Here is a 19,819-nt window from a genome sequence, read left to right as displayed (position 1 = left end):
AGGCTTCTTGCATTTCCCCCCATATATCCGCGCGGGTCCGAACAATTCTCGAAGAATGCCGTAATGAACGGCCGTCCCGGCGATCTCTTTAATGAGGACTGCGGGTGCCCACCCCTCCTCCAGAGCCGACATCTGCCGTGGCCACACGCGGCATGAACCCAGGGGATCTCCATGCTTTCGACGCTGTCATTCACACGCAGAACCAGCTTTGCGCTCATTGCCGTCATCGCCGGCGCGACGTCTCTCGGCGTGGGGGCCGTGGTCGCAGGAGCAGCCTCGACGGCGGCGGCGGATGAGGGGCCCGGATGCACGTTGAGCGGCTACCACGCGGTTGCCGGCGATCTGGTTCCGGCCGCATCGAGGTACGCGACCATCGCCTACCAGGCAGCCACCCGAGCGGTTGACCCCGCAAACGCGAACTTCCACCAGGTCGGCCAATCCTCGACGGTCGTCAACCGGGCGGCGGCGCACACCTTCTACGAGACCCGTTGGCTCCTCGGTCATGCCGTTGCCCAGCGGGCGACCAGCGCGGAGTACTACGCGACGACGTTAAATGGCAGCGGCACATTCGTCAGCAATGCCATTCCGCAAGCCGCCGACTGGCATCCGCGCGCGAACGACTTCATCACCTTCACGCCGACCACCAACCCGACCTCCGCGCTGGGTTCGATGGTCTACGGCGACGTCTCGGGGGTTCCGGCCTCTGGCACACTCGTCGGTCTTGCCGTGAGTGTCGACCCGACCGCAGCAGTGCCGGCCTACGACCTCGGCAGCATTCCTGTGGGAGGGGCCGCTCCGGTCAGAGTGACCGCGAAACTCGACCGTCCGATCAACAACGGCTCCTATGGCTGGGCGACGACCGACCTCGTGGCCGCGCGCACGTGCCTTCCGGACCCGACCGTGAACTCCTGGATCAGCGGCGATGCCCTCACCCCCGTTACGGGAACGGGCGACTATGCCGGCGACCTGATCACGATCACGGATTCGAACGGCGCGGTCGTCGGCACGACCGCCGTCGGAAGTGATCTCTCGTGGACGTTCACGCCGACAGAGCCCTTCGCGGCGGGCATCACGACGCTGACCGCGACAGAGACCGACGAGTTCGGGCTGACGGGCGACGGCCCCGCCGGCACCGTCCACGTCGTGACTCCGAGCATCGCGGTCGCCAAGCTCACCAATGCGACGGACGTGACCGCAGCGCCGGGCCCTCAGCTGGTCGCGGGCGGACCCGTCGTGTGGACGTACGACGTCACGAACACGGGCGACACGTACCTAGATGTCACGGCCGCCGACATCGGCTCCGACGACGCGCCCATCACCGTGCTGTGCCCGAGCAGCGCTGCAGCGCTCGCACCGGCAGCATCGGTGCGATGCAGCGCAACGGGAACCGCAGTGACGGGTCCGTACTCGAATACCGTTACCGTCATTGGCATACCGGAATCTGAGCTGGGCGAGCCCATCCCGGGGACCGTCGCCGTCACGTCCGCCGACCAGTCCTGGTACACCGGCGTCGCCGCCGGCCCTGTCACGCCGCCGAGCGGGGAGAACCCTGCGCCCGGCGCACCCCACGCAGAGGGGCCCGCGGTAGAGGGAGCCGAAGCGCAACCTTTGGCGCAGACCGGCGGGACAATTGCGTGGACCGCAGCCGCCGGCGGTTCATTGCTGCTCAGCGTGGGCCTTGCGCTGACGCTGCTCCGCCGACGCCAGGGCCGGTCCCGGGCATAACCCGCGCACACGCGCGACACGCCGCAGCCGGTGCCGACGCTCGATCGCCTGACCCGCGTAGCTGGCCGCGATGATGAGCGCGGCACCGCAGACTCCGAAGGGTTCGATGGCCTCGCCGGCGAGGATGACGCCGACCAGCAGAGCCCACACCGGCTCGGTGCCCATGAGGATGCTGGCCCGGGTCGCCGAGGTGCGCCGCACGGCCCAGAGCTGCACGACGAAGGCGAACACCGAGCAGAGCAGACCCAGGAACAGCACGTTGAACCAACCGCCCGCGTCGAGGCTGACGACGGCCGACGGGAGGGCGGGTGCTGACGCCGCGGTGAAGACCCCAGCGCACACGAGCATCTGCACGAGCACGACGCCGAGTGAGCTGTCGGAGCGTGCGCGCGTGAGGTGTGCGCTGGCGGTGACGTGAAATGCCCGCACGGTCGCGGCCGCTATCACGAGCAGGTCTCCGGCGGTCGGAGTGCGGATGCCGCCGCCCGAGACCAGGAGGGCGACCCCGACGACCGCGGCGACGGCGGCCACGAAGTAGCTCCGCGGCAGCCATGAGCGCGCGGCGATGCTCTCGAGCACGGGGGTCATCACCAGCGCGAGACTGATCAGCAGTCCGGCGTTCGTCGCCGAAGTGAGGCTGACGCCCCAGGTCTCGAGACCGATGATGGCCGCCTGGGAGCAGCCCAGCGCCAGAGCGATGACGAGTCCACGGCCGCGGGGGAGACGTTCTCGTCGAAGCGCGCAGATCAGTCCGAGGGCCGCAGCGGCCACGAGGAAGCGCAGGGCGACGGCCGACGGAACCCCGACATCTCCCGCCAGTTCCTTGGCCGACAGGAAGCTGGCTCCCCACACCGCGGCGACCCCGATGAGCAGCAGGTCGATGGTGCGTTCGGAACGGGAGAAGTGGGGCACAGAGCAACAGTGCCCGCAACCACCGTGAAGAGCATCGGGCACTTGCTTCAGTGTTGTGTTAGAAATTGCTTATGGATCCCACGCGCTTGCGCCTTCTCCGAGAGCTGGGCGATCGGGGCAGCGTCGCCGCGGTCGCCGTCGCGATGCACGTGAGCTCGTCAGCGGTGTCTCAGCAGCTCGCCGCTCTGCAGGCCGGTGTGGCCGTGCCGCTCACCGTGAAGCGCGGGCGCACCCTCGCTCTCACCGAGGCCGGGCAGGCCCTTGCACAGGCGGCGGCGCGCGTGGAGCAGGCGCTGACAGAAGCGCAGGACACGGTGGATTCCTTCCTCGATCAGCAGGCTCGCACCGTGAGCGTGTCGGCGTATCACAGCGCCGGTCTCACCTTCTTCGGCCCGCTGCTGGGGGCGCTCGGCCCCGGGCGGCCGGTCTCTTTGGCGGATGCCGATGTGGCGCGACGCGACTTTCCGGGTCTCACCGCCGACTACGACCTCGTCATCGCCCACCGGCTCGCGCATGACCCGGCGTGGCCAAATGAGCGCATCGTGGTGGTGCCCCTGCTCGTCGAACCGCTCGACATCGCGCTCCCCGCGAGTCATCCCCTCGCCGCGCAGCGTGAGATCCGGCCCGAGCAGCTGCGCGACGAGAGGTGGGTCTCGACGCACGAGGGCTTTCCGCTCTCGGGGGTGCTCGAACTGATCGGGGCGCTCGCCGGCGGCCCGCTGCACATCGACCATCGCATCAACGAGTTCTCTGTCGCCGCCCAGGTCGTCCGCACCGGCTCGGCGATCGCGGTCATGCCCCGTGTGACGGCGGCGTCGCTCGCCACCGACGGGATGGTGCTGCGGCCCGTCGCAGGGGCGAGTCTCGCACGTCACGTCGACGTGCTCGCACGACCCGATGCCCTGGCGCAGGCATCCGTTCGCCACGTTCTGGAAGCGCTCGAAGGCGTCGCACATCGAGGTGCCGAGCGCGGAACCGGTGACCGATAGCGCCTCGATGAGGGGCGGATGCTCAGCGCAGGTGCGACGCGCCGTTCAGATCGAGCACCGCGCCCGACGCCCATTGCGCATCGGGGGAGGTGAGATAGACGATGGCGGCGGCCACCTCTTCGGCCGTGCCCACGCGTCCGAACGGACTCTGGGCACGCAGCGCGTCTCCGTCGGCGCCGGACAGCTTCGCTTCCTGGCGCTCCGTGCCGATGAACCCGGGCGCGACGGTCGCGACGGAGATGCCGTGCGGGGCGAGTGCCACCGCGATCGACTGTCCGAAGGCGTGCAGGCCGGCCTTCGCCGCACCGTAAGCGGGAAAGTCGGGTTCGCCACGGTTCGCTCCGCGGGATCCGACGTTGACGATCGCCCCCGGAGCGCCCGTGTCGATGAGCGCGTTCGCGACGAGGTGGGTGACGTTGGCCGCCGCGAGCAGGTCGACATCGACCATCCGGGTCCAGATGCGCTGCCATGTGTCGTAGTCGGTCTGGTCGATGCGGTGGAAAGTCGCCGGGCTGGGAGCGAGCGCCGCGTTGTTCACGAGGATGTCGATCGAGCCCAACGCCTCCCGCGCTTGCGTGACGACCTCGCGAGCGGTCTCGGGGTCGGACAGATCGCCGCCCACGATGCCGTGCCCCTCGCCGTGCAGCAGAGCGAGAGTCTCCTCGGCCGCATCGCGGTCGTGGCCGTAGTGCACGACGACCCGATCGCCGCGGATGCTCAGTGCGACCGCGGTCGCGCGTCCGATTCCGCGGGATGCCCCGGTGACAAGAGCGTTCGCCATGTCGGTACCTCCTGCGTCTCAGGCTAGAGGTTCGCTCCGGGTCGGAGTGCGTTCGTCGGGATCGCGCGAGCACGGCACCGGAGGTTCATAGACTGAGGGGATGCGAGCGCTCACCGAAGCAGAGGTCCGGGCTTCGTTCGTCAATGCGGATGCCGACGAACTCCGGGTCATGGAGATGCCGCACGACTTCGTGCTGGTGGACTGGGACTATCTGGACTTCTTCGCCTGGCGCGACCCGAGCGCCGGCCGTCGAGGCTACGTGCTGATCCCGCACGAGGGTGGCGTCGCCGGCATCGTGCTCCGCGCATCCGATCCGGGTCGGGGGCGTTCGGGCATGTGCAACATGTGCCACACGATGCAGCCCGGCAATCAGGTGACTCTGTTCTCCGCCCGCAGGGCGGGGGAGCGCGGGGATCGAGGCGACTCGTTCGGCACCTACGTGTGCGCTGACCTGTCGTGTCACGAGAATGTGCGGCTGGCGCATCCGCTCGCCCCGAACGAGGTGCGCGCCGAGGGTCAGGTCGACTACCGACTCGACGGCACCCGGCGGCGCATGGAGGCGTTCGTCTCGCGGGTGTGGGAACCGAGCTGATCGCCGATTACGCTGAAGGCTACGTCCTGTGCTCGAAGGAGAAGCCATGAGCGATGCCATCCTGTTCTCGGTCGATGAGGGAATGGCTCGGCTGACGCTGAACCGTCCCGCCCGACTCAACGCCTTCAACGCCGATCTCGCGCACGCCTGGCGGGATGCGACCGGGGAGGCCACGTCGCGATCCGACGTGAAGGCCATCCTGATCGATGCCGCGGGTCCCGCGTTCTGCGCCGGCGGAGACGTGATCGACATGGCCACGACCATGGGGTCGGGCGACGAGATCACCGCGCTCGCCGAGGTCATCAACACCGGCATCCGCTCGCTCACCGAATCGACGGTGCCGGTGGTCGCCGCAGCACACGGCATCACGGCCGGCGGGGGACTCGGCATCCTGCTGAGCAGCGACTACGCGGTCGTGGGGTCGCGCTCACGCCTCGGCAGTCTGTACGCCAACATCGGCCTGACCCCCGATCTCTCGGTCTCCGCTCAGCTGGCCCGTGCGGTGGGCCAGCGGCGGGCGCTGCAACTGGTACTGCAGGATCGCCTGCTCACGGCCGACGAGGCCGTCGAGTGGGGCCTCGCGGCAGAAACCGTGGCCGGCGAGGACTCGGCGGCCGAGGCCGCGCTGGTGCGTTCGCGGGGCGAGGAGATCGCTCGCTTCTGGCTCGCGGGCGCCGCCGATGCCTATGGGCAGGCCAAGCACTTGGTGCGCACCCAGCCGGAGCGTTCGTTCGCGGAGCAGCTCACGGCAGAGGCTCGCTCGATCGGAGCTGCCATGCAGACGCCGGATGCTCAGGCGCGCATCGCGGCGTTCGCCGCGGCCTCGGCGAAGAAGACCGGCTGACCTTTCCTGCAGGGTGCAGAAAGTAGCGCCGTCAGTCCACAGTCGGGTTCCATCTCCCTGATTCGACTCTCGCCCGTGCGAGGATGGGGCAACGCCGCTCAACGAGAGGATCGTCATGTCCCAGCCGGAGACCGCGACCGCCGAAAAGAAGAACACCCCTCTGCTCATCAGAGGTGCCATCTGGATTGCCATCGGGGCTCTGATCGCCGCAGCCCTGGTCTGCGTCGTCTGGGTGCTGATCGGAGACCAGGACGGGCTCATCGGCAAGGCATTCTTGACGATCCTCCTGCTGGCCGGCTTCGCCGGCATCGTGATCCTCGAAGCGGGACTCGCGCCGAAGCGCCCGGACTGGCTCGCCCTCGCGAGCATGGTCAGCTGGATCCTCGCGCTCATCGTGGGTCTGTTCAAGATCTGGATGCCCGAAGAGGACTACTACTTCAGCGGAGGCGGACGCTTCTTCCAGCTGCTGCTCGTGATCGGCATCCTGCAGCTCGCGCTGCTGCACGTGCGGTTGTTCACCCCCGCCGCACACCGGCACCCGACGACCTTCAACCGGGTCATCTATGTCGTCACCGTCGTCTTCCTCGGTGCGCTCGTCGGGATGCTCGTCTTCTTCCTGACGTTCCCCGACACCTTCGACTACGTCGAGCTGTACTGGCGCATCGTGGTCGCGCTGACCATCCTCGCCGCCGTGGGCACGACGCTCATCCCGCTGCTGAATGCGCTGTTCGCGCCGAAGAAGCCGACGCCGGCCCCGCAGCCGCTCGTGAGCTTCCCCGCCTGGCCCACCTATGCCGACGGCATCACCCCTCTTCCGGCTCTGCCGGACGGCAGCCCCGACTGGAATGCGTATTACACGGGTCAGCCCTCGGTGCCGCAGTACCAGGCGTCTCTTCCGGCCGCGCCCGTCGAGCAGTTCCCGTTCGCACCGGCACCGCAGAGCGCGCCGCCGATGCAGACCGCTCCGCCGGTGCAGCCTGCCCCCTCGGTGCCGCAGGCTCCCGCCGCGCCGTCGTTCTACCCGGGCGCTCCGCCGCAGCCGGCAGCTCCCGCGCAGACCGACCCGTCTGCCTTCCCGCCGCCGCCTCCCTCGCCCCTGCCTCCGCAGTGACCGGCGACAACGAGCTCGAGCTCGTCGGCCTCGCCGCGGAGATCGCACGCGAGGCCGGCGAGCTGGCACGGCAGCGTCGGCGTGAGGGCGTTCATCTCGCCGCAACCAAGACGACGCTCGCCGATATCGTCACCGACGCCGACCGCGAGGTCGAGGCGCTGATCCGGTCACGTCTGGCGGATGCTCGACCCGACGACGGATTCCTCGGTGAGGAGTCAGACGCCGAAGTCGGCCGAAGCGGCATCACCTGGGTCGTCGACCCGATCGACGGCACCGTGAACTACGCCGCCGGCATCCCCGCCTATAACGTCAGCATCGCCGCCGTGCGCGGCACGGCCGATCCCGAGACCTGGAACACCCTCGCCGGTGCCGTCTTCGCTCCCGCGCTCGGTGAGCTCTTCACCGCGGCACGAGGACACGGGGCCTGGCTCGACGAGACCCGGCTGCAGGTGACGACAGACACACCTGCCGGCGCTCTGCTCGCCACCGGATTCGGCTACGACCCCTCGACGCACGACGGAGACATCGCCACCGTGCGCCGGGTGATGCCGATCGCGCGCGATCTGCGCCGGATGGGCGCCGCGGCTCTCGATCTCGCCTACGTCGCGGCCGGTCGACTCGACGGCTACTTCGAGCGCGGTCTCAAGCCGTGGGACTTCGCGGCCGGCGCACTGCTCGTGCGAGAAGCGGGCGGCGCCGTCTCCCGATTCGACACCGCGACGCCCCGTCCGATGATCATCGCGGGTGGGCTCTCCGTTCACGCCCGCTTGCTCGAGATCCTCGACACGGAAACGCGCTGACGAAAAGTGAACAACTCATGGCTTTCCCAGCCGCCCCGGGGTAGTGTTTATGCGATCGTTATTTTCGCCGCCCCGAAGGCGAACCTGAGTAAGCGCCCCCGAGCTTGACGTACGACCCCGAGAGAATCGTTTTGCCCTTAGAGAATCCCCAGGCTGACTCTGTGCCTACGCGCCGGTCCAGCCGACTCCGCAACGCGGCCGTCGAGGCCCCCGCGACAGAAGCGACCGAGTCCGTCTCTGCATCTCCTTCTGCTCCGGCCACGGCATCGCCCGCATCGCGACGAGCCACACGTCAGAACTCCGTCCCGGCGGTCCCCGCCGCGGCAGACGAGTCCGCCCACGTCGATGCGTCGACAGACACCGTCCGCGAGATGGAAGACGTCGTCGTGAACATCGCCGAAGACGAGATCGTCTCCGATGAGCCGTCGACCGATGGCGCGGGCGCTCCCGCCGCACAGAGCGAAGACCTCTCGTTCGATGCTTTCGAGCAGGCGCTGCGCGCCTTCGGCGGCACCCGGCTGAAGGGCATGACCCCGGCCGAGGCATCCGTCCCCAGCCTCGACGAGGCCCCCGGTTTCGCCGATGTCACCGCACACCTCGCCGTGCGCCGGTCCCGTCGCGTCCGCAAGGCCGTGACCCTCGGCGCCACCGTCGGCGTGATGAGCCTCGCCGGCCTTCTCGTCGTCTCGATGACGCTGCCGGCCGAAGCGCTCGCCGCCGTGCAGGGCACTCCGGTCGCCTCGACGTCGCTCGTCGCCGCTCCGGCCGAGAAGAACGCCGATGCCGACGAAGAGATCCAGGCGTTCGTCACCTCGTCCGACGTGCAGAACGAGGCGCTCGACCGCGCCGACCAGTTCAGCACGATGTCGCTCGTCGACGTCGCGGCAGAGCAGGGCATCAACTACTCCAACGAGATCTTCACCAACGACCCCGAAGCGGCCATCCAGTGGCCGTTCCTCGTGGGCGTCGGCATGAGCTATGGATACGGCATGCGCAGCGGCCGCCTGCACGAGGGCATCGACTTCGTGCCGGGCAACGGCGCTCCCGTCCAGGCGATCGCCGACGGCACGGTGCGCATCGCGACCGAGCAGGGCGGCGCCTACGGTGTCACCGTCTACATCGACCACGTGATCGACGGCGAAGTCATCACGAGCCACTACTCGCACATGCAGTACGGCTCGCTGCAGGTTGCCGCAGGCGACACCGTGACCGTCGGAACCGTCATCGGCAAGACCGGCAACACCGGTCGCTCCTACGGCGCGCACATGCACTTCGAGCTCATCGTCAACGGTTCGACCATCGACCCGCTGCCGTGGCTCCGCGAAAACGCCGGTCGGTACTCGTACTGACCACCTTGATTTCATGAGTACGCCACAGTGATGGTAGTCTCGTGTGGTTGCCCCGCGAGGGGCAGCACGCCCCGATAGCTCAGTGGTAGAGCACTTCCATGGTAAGGAAGGGGTCGTCAGTTCAATCCTGACTCGGGGCTCGTAGCATTCGTATCTGCACCGCGGATGCGCGCGGCAGGGTAGCTCAGCTGGTCAGAGCGCACGACTCATAATCGTGAGGTCGCGGGTTCAAGCCCCGCTCCTGCTACAGACTAGGACCCCCGGTTTTCCGGGGGTTTTGTCGTTTCCGGGGCGATGGGCGGAGCGGCCCGGGGGAGTGGTGTGCCGGTATTGTGCCGGTAGCAGCGGGTGAGAAGCCTGGGCAGACGGACAAATTTACGGGCTCACAGCGCCCGTGGACGTCGGGGCAATCCGCGAGACAGCATCCGCAGATCGGGTGTTCCTGCGTCCCCATGTCGGCGTTGTTCAGGCACTCGCAGTCCGGGCATGCGCAGCGAGTGCCCAGCGATGGATGTCCGAGTTTGACGCGCTCGGCATCAGTGAGGTCAACGCTGAACACCACGAGGTGCGTCTCGCCGCCGAACGTCACGTAGGTAGCTTCTGGATTTGGCATAACGGAACAGGATACGCGATGTCGATGCCGAGAAGGTGAAGTATCCGATCTCGCCGATAGCTCCCGATAGTTCCGCTCGATCTATCGGAAGTATCTGTGCCGTCAACCCTCGGATGGCGGGGCGCGTCAGGCCCAAGCTCCCCGGTACGCGATCGGAAGCTCATCATTGAGCGACTCGAGTATCTCGCGGAACGGCGGCAGTGTGACACTATCGCTCCAGAACTCGGTCGCTCCGGCCCACTGAGCAATCCAGAGGGGCGGCTCCGTGCGCGCTGCATCGACCCGGACAAGGCACTCGCTTTCGAGCAGCCGGGCAAGGGTGCGATTCTTCACGCGGACCGTGTCCATGACGACGCCGCCAGCTCGCGCCAGCGTCTGGGGGCGGCTTGTCGAAGCTTTCGAGATGCCGACCTTGAACAGCCTGGGCTCCTCAAAATGAATGAGGTAGACCACGCACTCTTGATCATCCTCGATCTCGAAGTCCAACATGTCCCACGCGTGCCGAAGGTACATCTTGATCTGTCGCGACTGGTCTTCGAACGAGGGCTTCGTGAGTAGATGAGTCCGGCGAAAGGCAACGGACAGATCGTCGTATCGAGGATCGGGACGACGCCACGCCGCGAGCCAGCACCTTGCCTGGAGCCTTGTGGGATGTCCCGACCACCAACCTTCTCCGGGCGTCCGTGCGGCGTCGGGGAGGGCGCGCCCGATGATGGCTTCGATCTCGACGAAGCTCAGCAAGACCTCCTCCGCTTCCTCGTGGGTGCGCAGGTAGTCGTACAGAGGCGCGTATGGCCCCATATGCACCTTGTGGTGATCTCGCAGCGCCATCACTCTGCTCCCATCAGCTTGTCGAGCGCGTCGTTGGCGCGGACCGCTGCATCCGATCTTGCCCGGCTGTACCGCTCGGTGACCTGCATCGAGGAATGCCCGAGGATCGCTTGGACGTCGTTCGCAGCAGCGCCAGCATCGAAGAGCAGGGTCGCGAGTGTGTGGCGAAGGTCATGGATGCGCAGGTCAGGGCGATCGAGTCGATTCCTCAGCTCGTCCCAGTCGACGGCTCGGCGAACATTCGAGGTGTTGAGCCGACCGCCGTTCGGGCCTGTGAACACCAGCTCGTTCCGTCCGAGACCTGCAACCCTGCGAACGATGATCGAGCGCAGAGCGGAGGGCAGCGGCACAGTACGTTCCTTGTGACTCTTCGGTGATTGTTCGCGCACTCTGCCACCGCCGGCAGGCGAGAAGCTACGCCGGACATGGATGACGCCGTGCGCCAGATCGACGTCGCCTACCCTCAAGGCGCTTGCCTCGCCAGCACGCATGCCCGTGTACACCAAGGCCGCCAGATAATCGCGGTGAGGCCCCTCGTCGACAGAGTCGAGCATCATTGAGACTTCGGGCAGCGTCAGCGCCCGCGAACGAAAGCTGGACGGGCGTTCGTCTCGTGGACGCCTCGCTAATCTCACCGGATTCACTCCGATGATCTCTGCTCGCGCAGCGCCCTCGAGTAGCCGACTGAGCACGGCCAGGGCGTCATTGCGGGTGGACGCCGATCCGCTCCATCCCGTTATCGCGTCGTCCACATCGCTCACCCCGATGGACTCGATCTTTCGATGGCCAAGCCACGGCTGCACTCGGAGTCGCCACCCACGTTCGTACGCGGCGGTCGTCGCGGCGCGTAGTCCTTCTGTGAGCGACGGCCAATGCCGAACCTGCCACGCATTCAGCGTCATCCCACCGTCCGGGCGCACCTGCGAACGCATCTCGCTACGGATCTTCTTCGCCTCGCCGAGCGTGTCCACGAGGTAGCTCCGCTCTCGGTCTTCTCCGTTGAGGCCGGTAGCCCACACGCGCACCTGATACTTGTTGCGGTCTGCACGATAGCGAATGCCCTCGGGCAGCGGCTTGCGGGTCTTGGGATCGATCCGCGCGCTACTGGAGGCCACGAGTGCCACCCGCGTCGAGGAAGGCTTCGATTGTCGACAGCCTCCACAGCATGTGCTTTCCCATGTGCGCGTCAGGAAACGGGACCCGTGCCTGTCGTCGCAACGAATCGAATGTCGAGAGTGGCACGCGACAACGGGCTGCCACCTCCCGGCGAGTCAGGTATTTATCCTCAACGACCTCAGGCTCAGCCGCGCTTTCCACCAGCTCAAGATTCTCACGCATCACTCTCTCCTTTCCGAGATTCGAACCGCACCCGTCGTGCGTCTCGCCATTCACGTGCGGCGCGGGCTGCTTCGATCGCGAGAGCCCGGTCACCCTCATTCCGCCAGCCCATACCCGCAAAGCTCCATGAGCCCACTACCAGCACCTCGTCGACGTCGTAGCCTTCCTCTTTGGCTCGTTCCACGGTGCGTGCCAAGCGCCAAACGCGACGGGCTCCTCGGAGCGAGCCGAGTGTCACCGAGTACCGGCGCGACTTCGAGGAGAAGTGTCCGCGGAAGCCCAGCATGTGCGACCACTTCCCGAGCAGCACGTAGGGGCTCTCCGGACCGTTCTCCTCGGCAATCAACTCAGCGGTGGCCTTGATCGCTCTCACGTGCGGGCGGTCACGGCTCCCGCTACTGAGATCCTCCGTCGCCTTGGTGGCGTACTTTGCGATGTATGCCGCTACGGCTCGGTCAGAGAGCGTGCCGTCGAGCCCCTCACGACGAACGATCGGTTGAACATCGATCTGCGCACCCCACCGGAGAACCCGAGCGGATGCCTCTCCACGCACCGCCGGAGCCTCATACGTGACTCGACGCGACGACTTCTGAACGGCAGCGATGAGACGTGCTTCGGTCACTTCGTCCGGGGCGGGCGGGAACTGTTCCGTCGGGCTTACGCCGTCGAGACGAATGATCGCGTGAAAGTGCACCGCTCCGCGCCGCTGAAACTCGGCGACTTTGGCGAACTGGACTCGTACGATCTCCGCTGCGGCTTTCTGAGTCATCCCGAGCTCGTAAGCCAGCTGCCGCCGGAGCTGAATTGTGAACCGCCTCCACAGCTCGGGTGCGAAGTACTGCCATACGACGTGCCCCACGTAGTCGTAGCATTCCTCGCACAGCGGCTCGCCGAGGAGTCCGTCGTCGTCGTGGTGATTGCAGAAGCACCCGCGCGGCTTGCCATGAATGCAGGTGCCACGTCTCCGCGAACCAGCCAGGGAGTGGACGGCACCGAAAGACGGAGCGGTGAGCGTGACGAATGCCATCGGGTGTTCTCCTACTCTTTCGGGAACCCCCTTCATCCCACCCGCAGCGCCAGCCATGATCATGTGCCACGTATCGCCCTTGTACTCGTGGCTGCAGGATTCGCAGCGACGAGCGCGACGGTTTCCGCATCTCGTGTATGAGATGCCGTCGGGTTGCGTCTCCGCCACGAACTCACGGATCACCTCGCCCGTCTGCGGATTCAACGTGGTCGACGATCCGGAGAGCCGAACCGGATTGGAGCAGAACCCGACGCGTGCCGCCCCCGCCATCCATTGATCGAACTCGCCGCTTCGCAACCGCGCAGCTACGGCCTCAGCGATACTCAACGTCGACCTCCGTCGGCACAACGCACGAGAGTGGTGTGCGCGTCAGCGGGTCGATGGACAATGGACGACAGACTCTGTCATCGAGTCCATCGGATCGCTGCTGGTCCTGCCAGGCGATAATCTGCGCATCAGAGCATGCAGGATTCGCGATGCGTACGTCGATCGAATCCTCATCGGCAACGGACGGAACCTCGCCTTGCGGGAACCACAGATTGCAGGGCGAGGGCTGCACGTCTGGCGTATCCGATGAAGCGGTCGTGGATGCCGTTCCGAGTGCGTAACCGGCAGCGGCACCTAGACCGAGCAGGAGCGCAGCTCCCATAATCGATGCGCCGAGGACGGCGACTGTTCCCTTGTTCATGATTCCTCTCCTGTTCTGCTCGTTGCATTTGGCCGTGATGCCCGCGGACGCCGTGCCCCTGGAGCAGCCACCTGCTCGACGACTTGGACAGGGCGTGGACGAGGGGCGGCAAACGTCACAGCCGCTTCTCTGATCTGCGCGTCCTCCGCGAAAGCTGCCCGCACACGCACCGGAGGCCCTGTTTCGGGAAGCACGTAAGCGACTCCAGGCGTAGACGGCGAGATCTCGTGACACATCGCCCCTGCTGCAACTGCCCCGTCGCCAAGAACCATGGCCGTCTCGGTGCGGTCGCGGAGCCTGAGCCCTACGGTCTGTGTGAACAGGCCCCGCGCCGGGAGCGTCTCCTTGCGGGGATCCTGCAAGCACGCGAAGACGATGAATCCCACCGCCCGTCCTTGTGATGCGAGCGTCGCGATTGCGGCGTTCGCGCGGCGGAGCATGTCTCGATCGGTCTCGTACGATGTCAACGCGGCAAGCTCATCGATCAACACGATCACGGTCGGGCTGTCGACCGAGGCGACGTGCTGCCTGGTCACCCCTGCAAGCTGGCGCGCTCGCACCTGCATCTGCGCGACAGCGTCTTCCAAGAGCGCTACGGAATGCGCTGCATCGTCTGCGAACCGCGTGAGCAGACGGCGGCCCATCGCAAGCTCCATGCCACCCTTGCGGTCGATGCCCCAAACTTCGATGAGGCCGGAGTGGATGGGCTGCGCCAGTCCCAGTAGAAGGCCCCACACGAGCGAGGCTTTACCGCTGCCGGATGACCCCGCGACCAACGTGTGTGGGCCGAGCGGGAGCCGCCAATCGTGGCCACCTTCCGACACGCCCATCAGAACTGATCTGCCGTCCCAGTTGCTGCCGAGCTGAAGCGCGAACGAACGTGCCAGCACGTCGACGTAGTCGATCCGCAACGCGAGCGCCCCGATCTGCTGGCCTTCTACGGCAACTCGAACGGCGTTGAAGGCCTCAGCGATGCGCCCTGTCGCCGCGACAAGATCCTCCCGCGCTAGTCCCGGAGGCATCGCAACGGGAAGGAGGCACGTCCATCCATCCCATTGCGGCTGCCCCGCGCCGGACACGAGGGGATTCCCCGCGATGTCCTTGACCTCTAGCCGGAGGTTGCGGGCCAGAGCAGGCCATGACGCCAAGATCCATGCGCCCATCTGCTCTTGCCACCGCCGGTGCAACACGGTGTCCAGATCACGCGCTGCAAGAAGGCGGCGCAACACGACCACGGCGATCGCGCCCACCACCAGCCAGTTGACGAGCTGGCCGACGAATGGCACCGCGCTGAAGAGCCCGAGGACGATGAGCATTGGGATTAGCCACCATCCGCAACGCCAGAGGCGTGGCAACTCACCAGCCCAGTACGCGCGTTCGATCCGCCATGACCAGTCCATCAGTCGTTGCTCCTCGGCTTGCCTGCGGGCTTCATCTCCCGAGCGCGGAGTGAGAATGCAACGCGCGGACGCCCACCGTTCTCCTTGACATACGGAGTGACTGAAAGCCCGTCGAAGAAGACCGGGCGGAAGGGGAGCCCGTTGGCCTCCGGCGGTGCCGCAGGTTCCGCGATGCTTGCGATCTTGACCGTGACCTCGTTCTGTCCCTTGCGGGCCTCGGGGTCTGCGTCGATCACGCGCACCTGCCAGAGCGGGTGCCCGGTGTTCTTGTCCAGATCCTGTCCCTGCCGCTCTCCGTCGTCCGACCACTTCGCGACGGGCTCGACCTCGCCGACCATGAACGCTCCACGAGGGAAGTACGCCTCGAAGCTGACCGGGATTCCTGACTGCAGTGCCATTGCTCGTTCCTTTCAGTTGGTGATGCTTTGTCTCTGTACGGAAGACTGCACGTTAGTACGGGTTTTAGTCAATGTTCGGTTTTTGTCTTTTTCAGGTCATTTCCTCCTTACGGCAACGGGTTGCTCTCGGATAGGCTGTCGAGCATGGAGGTTGTGCGATGAGTGAGCTGTCCGCGCTACCCGTGTGGGGCGTCGTGCCACCACCGGTCGCCGCCGTTCTTCAGCGCCTGAAAACCAAGGCGGCAGATGCTGTCAGTGCCATGGACGCGGCTCAGATCACGAGCAGTACGCCGCAGAACCACGACGAAGCGTTCTTGAAGATGTCCGCAGCGGCTGAGGCAGCGGATCGGGCGACTCGCGACTACCGGAGTGTGTTCAACGCCTACGCTCACAGGTTTCACAAGCCGAAGCCGCCCATCGGTGAACTTGCCGCTATGCAGGGCACCATCACTCAGTCGTTCGCTTCTCGCTACACCGCGAAGACGGTCAGCGCGATAGAGGCGCTGCTTTCACCGGCCCCGGACCTAGATGCCATCCGGCTTGGCATCCGCGCGCTGGGGTTCAACGACCTTCGAGGCATCTCGCCGGAGCTGGACCGTCAACTCGCTTTGGCAGAAGCTGACGCCAGGTTTGTCCGGTGGAAGCCGGTTCCAGAGGCATTCCGGCGCTACTCGGTAGCTGGCGGTGCGGCTGATCAGTCTCTCGGTGATCTCAACTTCGACCTGACGCGCAAGGTCTCGTCTCCCGAGGCGGTAGCGGAGCTGTGAGAACTTTCTTTACTCGTTCAAGGACGGCCTGCGGCCGTCGTCGCCGACTTGCGGTGCGTCCGGTCCTCGCTCCGCTCCGGTCCGGGCGCTCCTCGTCGACGACGAAGCTCCAGCCTGACCTCGGTCCACACGACGATCTCTACGGAAGCTGAGTATGCTCACAGCACCCACGCCCCAGTCACCGGAAGTGGCAACGACTCCCGATAAGACGACGCTCTTGACGCGAGCCTCTAACCCGTTGTCTGCCGAGCCGCGCCCCTTCCTCCGCTGGGCGGGTTCGAAGCAGCGCTTGCTCTCACAGCTGGTCGACTACGTGCCGCCCTTCGAGGGGCGCTACTTTGAACCGTTCTTGGGCGCAGGGGCGCTCTTCTTCCTGCTCGACCAGTCTCACGCGACGCTTAGCGACAAGATCGCTCCGCTCGTCGAGACTTACAACGTGGTCGCTCAACACCCGGAGGAGCTTCTAGCCGCGCTGGAGCCGATGGACGTGTTGGATAAGGAGTACTACTACCGAGTGCGCGGTGATGTGCCTGCTGATGAGGTTGGGAGAGCTGCCCGTTTCATCTTTCTGAACCGAGCAGGATGGAACGGGCTGTACCGTGTCAACAACGCGGGGAGGTTCAACGTGCCGTACGGTCGACCGCGAAGCGGAACGATCTTGGACCGAGACAATCTGCTCGCGTGCTCGAAGCTGTTGTCTACCGCGACGATCGAAGTCAACGATTTCGAGTCAACCGTGCGCGACGCAAGTGCAGGGGATCTTGTCTATTTCGATCCGCCGTATGTGACCGGCCACAACAATAATGGGTTCATCGACTACAACGAAGATCTATTCGCGTGGAAAGATCAGGAACGTCTAGCCAGAGTTGCGCGCGAGCTACAGGATGAGGGTGTTCATGTGATCGTCTCGAACGCGAACCATGCGGCCGTCCACGCCCTCTACCCGACGTTTCGCGTCGCGGAGGTTTCGCGGAGAAGCGCGCTGGCGAGCACAGTTTCACAGCGAACCACAGTGACCGAGGCGGTGTTCTACTGATGTCGGAATCAGTCGAGGGTTTCAGCGACAACGGAAGCACGCTTGCGCAGCTCGATCCTGCTGGCATCCGTGGAAACCCCAACAACCCGCGCCGGTACTTCAACGAGGAGCGGCTCGATCTACTCCGCACCTCCATTCAGGAGGTCGGAATCCTCGTTCCGCTGATCGTCTACGAATCAGAGGAAAAGCCAGGAACGTACATTCTCATGGACGGCGAGCGACGCTGGCGTTGCTCTCTTGACCTTGGGCTCGAGGTAGTGCCCGCCAACATCATCCCCACGCCTGAGCCGCTCGACAACCTGCTCCGGATGTTCAACATCCACAATGTTCGTGAGGATTGGCCTCTGATCAGCGTGGCACTGTCGCTCCGCGAGGTCATGCAGATCGCGGACGAATCCGGCGAGAAACGCCTCTCGGAGATGACAGGTCTTACGAGATCAACGGTGCGTCGGGCGAAGCGGCTGCTGTCCATCCCCGACGAGGAGATGGAGCTGATCCGTGAGGAAGCACACCTCGACCGAACACGACAAGTGCACCGCGAAGATCTCTATTTGGAGATTGAGGCTGCCGAATCAGTCCTTCGGAGCGAGCTCCCCGAAGCCATGGAGGGGTACTCACGTCCCCAGATCATTCGCGCATTCGCGAGAAAAGCTGAAGAGAACACGCTCCGCTCTGTGACAGATTTCCGCTCCGTCGGAAAGCTAGTCAAAGCCATAGACGAGGACATCGTCGAGCGCACCACTGTTGTGTCGGCGGTCAAGCGGCTCATCGAGGACCCAAGAGCCTCGCCAAAGGACCTTTTCGACGACATCGCCGCCGAGGGGTACCGTCAGCAGTCCCTACAGCGGAAGTCCCAGGTGCTTATCACCGAACTCCGGGAATCGGTCGTAACCAACGGCCCCCTCTCCGCAGCCCTGCGCCAGGAGCTCCAAGAACTTCGCCGCACGATCGACGACGTCCTGGAGGGGGATAGTCGGTGATCAGCACAGAGTTTGAGGATCCCGCCAAGACTGAGCTGCGTGCCGCTTGCGAGGTCGCGATCGACCAGGCCGGATACCAGCTCGCGTCGACGCTTGAGCGGGTCAAGATGCCGGACGGTCTTTTCGGGGTGCTTCGTGGTGACCTCCAGAGCGTCGACGCCAACAATCAGCGAACGTTCTACTACATAAGGTCTGTCGAGGACGATGTTCTTCCCAAGTGGCTCGCAACGATAGCGCGCGCCTCACATCAGCTACGCGCGGGCGAGATGTACATCGTTGTCCAGAGCTACTCGTCGCAGTTCAAGCAGTCTTGCGCCAACGCCGGTGCGGGGCTGCTGGTCCTCAACGAAGACACGATGTTTGACGTCGTGCTCTCTTGGTCGGAAGTTGCACCTGCCACTCTCGAAGAGAACCTTGAAGACCTGCTAAAGCAACTTCGACGCGACATGGAGACAAAGCTGAAGCTGGCGACAGAGGGTATACAGGCGCGCCACGAACGAATTACCAACCTCGTGTTTGACATGGCCGACAAGGCCGGGGACGAATACCTGCGGAAGATCGAGTCAGAGTATAAAGAGACGGAGGACTGGGGGATCGAGGTTTCTCGTCTCTTGGACAGCGTCACGAGTACGTCGCAGTCAGGCGTGCTCGCTCGCATCCGAGAGATGGTCGATGCTGGCCCGCAGGTCTCTAGTGAGGACTAATTTCATGCGGTTCCTTGTCCTTATAGTGCAATCGAATCGGATTCTCTTGGTGGTAAGCACGGTTGGTCTTGGAGTCGCCGGCTCGAAAGTTGCCACTGACGTCCACGACTATCCTTGGTGGTTGCTGCTCGCGTCTTTCGCCGTATGCCTTTGGCTGTCAGATGTGTGCCGGCAGACGGACGATCGCGCCCGCGAACTTGAGAGGACTGCGAAGGTTCCCTATCTTCGCGCCGCGTCTGATTTCCTCCGCGGCACCACTAGCCGGAAAGTTGGTGTCGCGTTCGCTGTCGCTGTCGCATTCGGTGCCGCCGGGGTATGGGCACTCCTCACCTGACGGGCGGCTCACGGTGCCGGTTTTGTGCCGGGAAGCCCGCTGAAACCATCCTCCACCAGCCGCGACTAACGATCACAGCTCCCGCGGAATCACGCGCAAGACTACGACCAACCAGCACCCGCTGGCCCACCGCATCTAACTCATAATCGTGAGGTCGCGGGTTCAAGCCCCGCTCCTGCTACAGATTCAAGCCCCCGAGAAATCGGGGGTTTTGTCGTATCCGGGGCGATGGCCGGCGCGGGGTGAGGGAGGTGCGGTGTAGCCGAAGGTGTAGCCAGTTGCTCGTCGTGCACATGGCAGATGACCGCTAGCTCCTGTCGGTGCCTGCGGGTTACACTGGGGATACGGCGGGCAGTAGCCCTCGGAGCCTGGCAGTCTTCCGGACGGTAGACGAGCCAGGCTCACGTGTTTCTAGAGTCGGATGACCCGTGAATCGACGATCGTGTCGACCCGACGGATCCAGTCGCCACCGTTCGAATAGCACCAGGCGACGGCGTCGCTCACCCGGGTCTGATGCGGGAACAGGTGACAGTTCTGGTTAGGCCGCGAGGGCCAATTCTTCGTTCATGATGGTCTCGAACTCGACCGGCGTCAATCGGC

Annotated in this window: 19 protein-coding genes and 2 tRNA genes; 13 read left to right on the top strand and 8 right to left on the bottom strand. The window is 65.2% G+C overall.

Going from position 1 to position 19,819, the window contains the following annotated elements; translation table 11 throughout:
- Positions 1–171: 171 nt before the first annotated feature.
- The gene (locus ACIOSY_RS13035; RefSeq protein ID WP_400853905.1) at positions 172–1,725 is read left to right on the top strand and encodes a hypothetical protein; all 1,554 of its coding nucleotides are present in this window, start codon (positions 172–174) and stop codon (positions 1,723–1,725) included.
- Here ACIOSY_RS13035 and ACIOSY_RS13030 read toward each other — a convergent pair.
- Entirely contained in the window at positions 1,657–2,637 is a 981-nt protein-coding gene (locus ACIOSY_RS13030; protein WP_400853903.1) for a DMT family transporter, read from the bottom strand. The genes ACIOSY_RS13035 and ACIOSY_RS13030 overlap by 69 nt on opposite strands.
- Before the next feature lie 71 nt (positions 2,638–2,708).
- On the opposite strand from ACIOSY_RS13030, the gene ACIOSY_RS13025 reads away from it, so the two are divergent.
- Complete coding sequence (locus ACIOSY_RS13025; protein ID WP_400853901.1) at positions 2,709–3,626, top strand: LysR family transcriptional regulator; 918 nt, start codon at positions 2,709–2,711, stop codon at positions 3,624–3,626.
- Positions 3,627–3,648: 22 nt separating this feature from the next.
- On the opposite strand, the gene ACIOSY_RS13020 is transcribed toward ACIOSY_RS13025, so the two are convergent.
- Positions 3,649–4,407: an SDR family NAD(P)-dependent oxidoreductase gene (locus ACIOSY_RS13020; RefSeq protein ID WP_400853899.1), complete on the bottom strand. Its 759-nt coding sequence runs from the start codon at positions 4,405–4,407 to the stop codon at positions 3,649–3,651.
- A gap of 100 nt (positions 4,408–4,507) precedes the next feature.
- Here ACIOSY_RS13020 and ACIOSY_RS13015 point away from each other — a divergent pair, with 100 nt between their 5' ends.
- From ACIOSY_RS13015 to ACIOSY_RS12985, 7 genes are all read left to right on the top strand, one after another.
- Positions 4,508–4,999 carry an FBP domain-containing protein gene (locus ACIOSY_RS13015; RefSeq protein WP_400853897.1) on the top strand — a complete coding sequence of 164 codons (492 nt, stop codon included), beginning with the start codon at positions 4,508–4,510 and terminating at the stop codon, positions 4,997–4,999.
- A gap of 46 nt (positions 5,000–5,045) precedes the next feature.
- Positions 5,046–5,843 carry an enoyl-CoA hydratase/isomerase family protein gene (locus ACIOSY_RS13010; protein ID WP_400853895.1) on the top strand — a complete coding sequence of 266 codons (798 nt, stop codon included), beginning with the start codon at positions 5,046–5,048 and terminating at the stop codon, positions 5,841–5,843.
- 115 nt (positions 5,844–5,958) lie between these two features.
- On the top strand, positions 5,959–6,954 hold the full coding sequence (locus tag ACIOSY_RS13005) for a hypothetical protein (RefSeq protein ID WP_400853893.1): 996 nt from the start codon (positions 5,959–5,961) through the stop codon (positions 6,952–6,954).
- Positions 6,951–7,754: an inositol monophosphatase family protein gene (locus tag ACIOSY_RS13000; RefSeq protein ID WP_400853891.1), complete on the top strand. Its 804-nt coding sequence runs from the start codon at positions 6,951–6,953 to the stop codon at positions 7,752–7,754. Before ACIOSY_RS13005 ends, ACIOSY_RS13000 begins: the two co-directional genes overlap by 4 nt.
- Before the next feature lie 161 nt (positions 7,755–7,915).
- Entirely contained in the window at positions 7,916–9,103 is a 1,188-nt protein-coding gene (locus tag ACIOSY_RS12995; RefSeq protein ID WP_400853889.1) for a peptidoglycan DD-metalloendopeptidase family protein, read from the top strand.
- A 68-nt stretch (positions 9,104–9,171) separates the two neighbouring features.
- Positions 9,172–9,243 (top strand) — tRNA-Thr (locus tag ACIOSY_RS12990).
- 33 nt (positions 9,244–9,276) lie between these two features.
- A tRNA-Met gene (locus ACIOSY_RS12985) sits at positions 9,277–9,350 on the top strand.
- Positions 9,351–9,842: 492 nt separating this feature from the next.
- Here the strand turns inward: ACIOSY_RS12985 and ACIOSY_RS12980 are convergent.
- From ACIOSY_RS12980 to ACIOSY_RS12955, 6 genes are all read right to left on the bottom strand, one after another.
- A complete protein-coding gene (locus tag ACIOSY_RS12980; protein ID WP_400853887.1) occupies positions 9,843–10,547 on the bottom strand; it encodes a hypothetical protein in 705 nt (234 codons plus the stop codon).
- Entirely contained in the window at positions 10,547–11,662 is a 1,116-nt protein-coding gene (locus ACIOSY_RS12975; protein WP_400853883.1) for a tyrosine-type recombinase/integrase, read from the bottom strand. Before ACIOSY_RS12975 ends, ACIOSY_RS12980 begins: the two co-directional genes overlap by 1 nt.
- A gap of 215 nt (positions 11,663–11,877) precedes the next feature.
- Positions 11,878–13,182 carry a replication initiator gene (locus ACIOSY_RS12970; RefSeq protein ID WP_400854296.1) on the bottom strand — a complete coding sequence of 435 codons (1,305 nt, stop codon included), beginning with the start codon at positions 13,180–13,182 and terminating at the stop codon, positions 11,878–11,880.
- A gap of 43 nt (positions 13,183–13,225) precedes the next feature.
- Positions 13,226–13,600 (bottom strand): hypothetical protein, encoded by a 375-nt coding sequence (locus ACIOSY_RS12965; RefSeq protein ID WP_400853881.1) that lies wholly within the window; start codon positions 13,598–13,600, stop codon positions 13,226–13,228.
- Complete coding sequence (locus tag ACIOSY_RS12960; RefSeq protein WP_400853879.1) at positions 13,597–15,000, bottom strand: FtsK/SpoIIIE domain-containing protein; 1,404 nt, start codon at positions 14,998–15,000, stop codon at positions 13,597–13,599. Before ACIOSY_RS12960 ends, ACIOSY_RS12965 begins: the two co-directional genes overlap by 4 nt.
- Entirely contained in the window at positions 15,000–15,398 is a 399-nt protein-coding gene (locus ACIOSY_RS12955) for a hypothetical protein (RefSeq protein WP_021199026.1), read from the bottom strand. The genes ACIOSY_RS12960 and ACIOSY_RS12955 overlap by 1 nt, the downstream gene beginning before the upstream one ends.
- 158 nt (positions 15,399–15,556) lie before the next feature.
- On the opposite strand from ACIOSY_RS12955, the gene ACIOSY_RS12950 reads away from it, so the two are divergent.
- The 4 genes from ACIOSY_RS12950 to ACIOSY_RS12935 all read left to right on the top strand — a co-directional run bounded on the left by ACIOSY_RS12950 (position 15,557) and on the right by ACIOSY_RS12935 (position 18,885).
- A complete protein-coding gene (locus ACIOSY_RS12950) occupies positions 15,557–16,165 on the top strand; it encodes a hypothetical protein (protein WP_400853876.1) in 609 nt (202 codons plus the stop codon).
- A 154-nt stretch (positions 16,166–16,319) separates the two neighbouring features.
- On the top strand, positions 16,320–17,201 hold the full coding sequence (locus ACIOSY_RS12945; RefSeq protein ID WP_400853874.1) for a DNA adenine methylase: 882 nt from the start codon (positions 16,320–16,322) through the stop codon (positions 17,199–17,201).
- Positions 17,201–18,181 (top strand): ParB/RepB/Spo0J family partition protein, encoded by a 981-nt coding sequence (locus ACIOSY_RS12940; RefSeq protein WP_400853872.1) that lies wholly within the window; start codon positions 17,201–17,203, stop codon positions 18,179–18,181. The genes ACIOSY_RS12945 and ACIOSY_RS12940 overlap by 1 nt, the downstream gene beginning before the upstream one ends.
- On the top strand, positions 18,178–18,885 hold the full coding sequence (locus ACIOSY_RS12935; RefSeq protein ID WP_400853870.1) for a hypothetical protein: 708 nt from the start codon (positions 18,178–18,180) through the stop codon (positions 18,883–18,885). The genes ACIOSY_RS12940 and ACIOSY_RS12935 overlap by 4 nt, the downstream gene beginning before the upstream one ends.
- Positions 18,886–19,819 lie beyond the last annotated feature (934 nt).

It is taken from the genome of Microbacterium sp. NPDC087665 (assembly GCF_044743285.1).
Taxonomy (GTDB): domain Bacteria; phylum Actinomycetota; class Actinomycetes; order Actinomycetales; family Microbacteriaceae; genus Microbacterium.
This window is presented reverse-complemented; position numbering and strand designations above follow the sequence as displayed.

Bases quoted from the DNA above. Each gene is read 5' to 3' on its own strand.
- ACIOSY_RS13035 (WP_400853905.1), top strand. From the start codon at position 172: ATGCTTTCGACGCTGTCATTCACACGCAGAACCAGCTTTGCGCTCATT.
- ACIOSY_RS13025 (WP_400853901.1), top strand. From the start codon at position 2,709: ATGGATCCCACGCGCTTGCGCCTTCTCCGAGAGCTGGGCGATCGGGGC.
- ACIOSY_RS13020 (WP_400853899.1), bottom strand. From the start codon at position 4,407: ATGGCGAACGCTCTTGTCACCGGGGCATCCCGCGGAATCGGACGCGCG.
- ACIOSY_RS13015 (WP_400853897.1), top strand. From the start codon at position 4,508: ATGCGAGCGCTCACCGAAGCAGAGGTCCGGGCTTCGTTCGTCAATGCG.
- ACIOSY_RS13010 (WP_400853895.1), top strand. From the start codon at position 5,046: ATGAGCGATGCCATCCTGTTCTCGGTCGATGAGGGAATGGCTCGGCTG.
- ACIOSY_RS13005 (WP_400853893.1), top strand. From the start codon at position 5,959: ATGTCCCAGCCGGAGACCGCGACCGCCGAAAAGAAGAACACCCCTCTG.
- ACIOSY_RS12980 (WP_400853887.1), bottom strand. From the start codon at position 10,547: ATGGCGCTGCGAGATCACCACAAGGTGCATATGGGGCCATACGCGCCT.
- ACIOSY_RS12970 (WP_400854296.1), bottom strand. From the start codon at position 13,182: ATGGCGGGGGCGGCACGCGTCGGGTTCTGCTCCAATCCGGTTCGGCTC.
- ACIOSY_RS12965 (WP_400853881.1), bottom strand. From the start codon at position 13,600: ATGAACAAGGGAACAGTCGCCGTCCTCGGCGCATCGATTATGGGAGCT.
- ACIOSY_RS12960 (WP_400853879.1), bottom strand. From the start codon at position 15,000: ATGGACTGGTCATGGCGGATCGAACGCGCGTACTGGGCTGGTGAGTTG.
- ACIOSY_RS12955 (WP_021199026.1), bottom strand. From the start codon at position 15,398: ATGGCACTGCAGTCAGGAATCCCGGTCAGCTTCGAGGCGTACTTCCCT.
- ACIOSY_RS12950 (WP_400853876.1), top strand. From the start codon at position 15,557: ATGAGTGAGCTGTCCGCGCTACCCGTGTGGGGCGTCGTGCCACCACCG.
- ACIOSY_RS12945 (WP_400853874.1), top strand. From the start codon at position 16,320: ATGCTCACAGCACCCACGCCCCAGTCACCGGAAGTGGCAACGACTCCC.
- ACIOSY_RS12940 (WP_400853872.1), top strand. From the start codon at position 17,201: ATGTCGGAATCAGTCGAGGGTTTCAGCGACAACGGAAGCACGCTTGCG.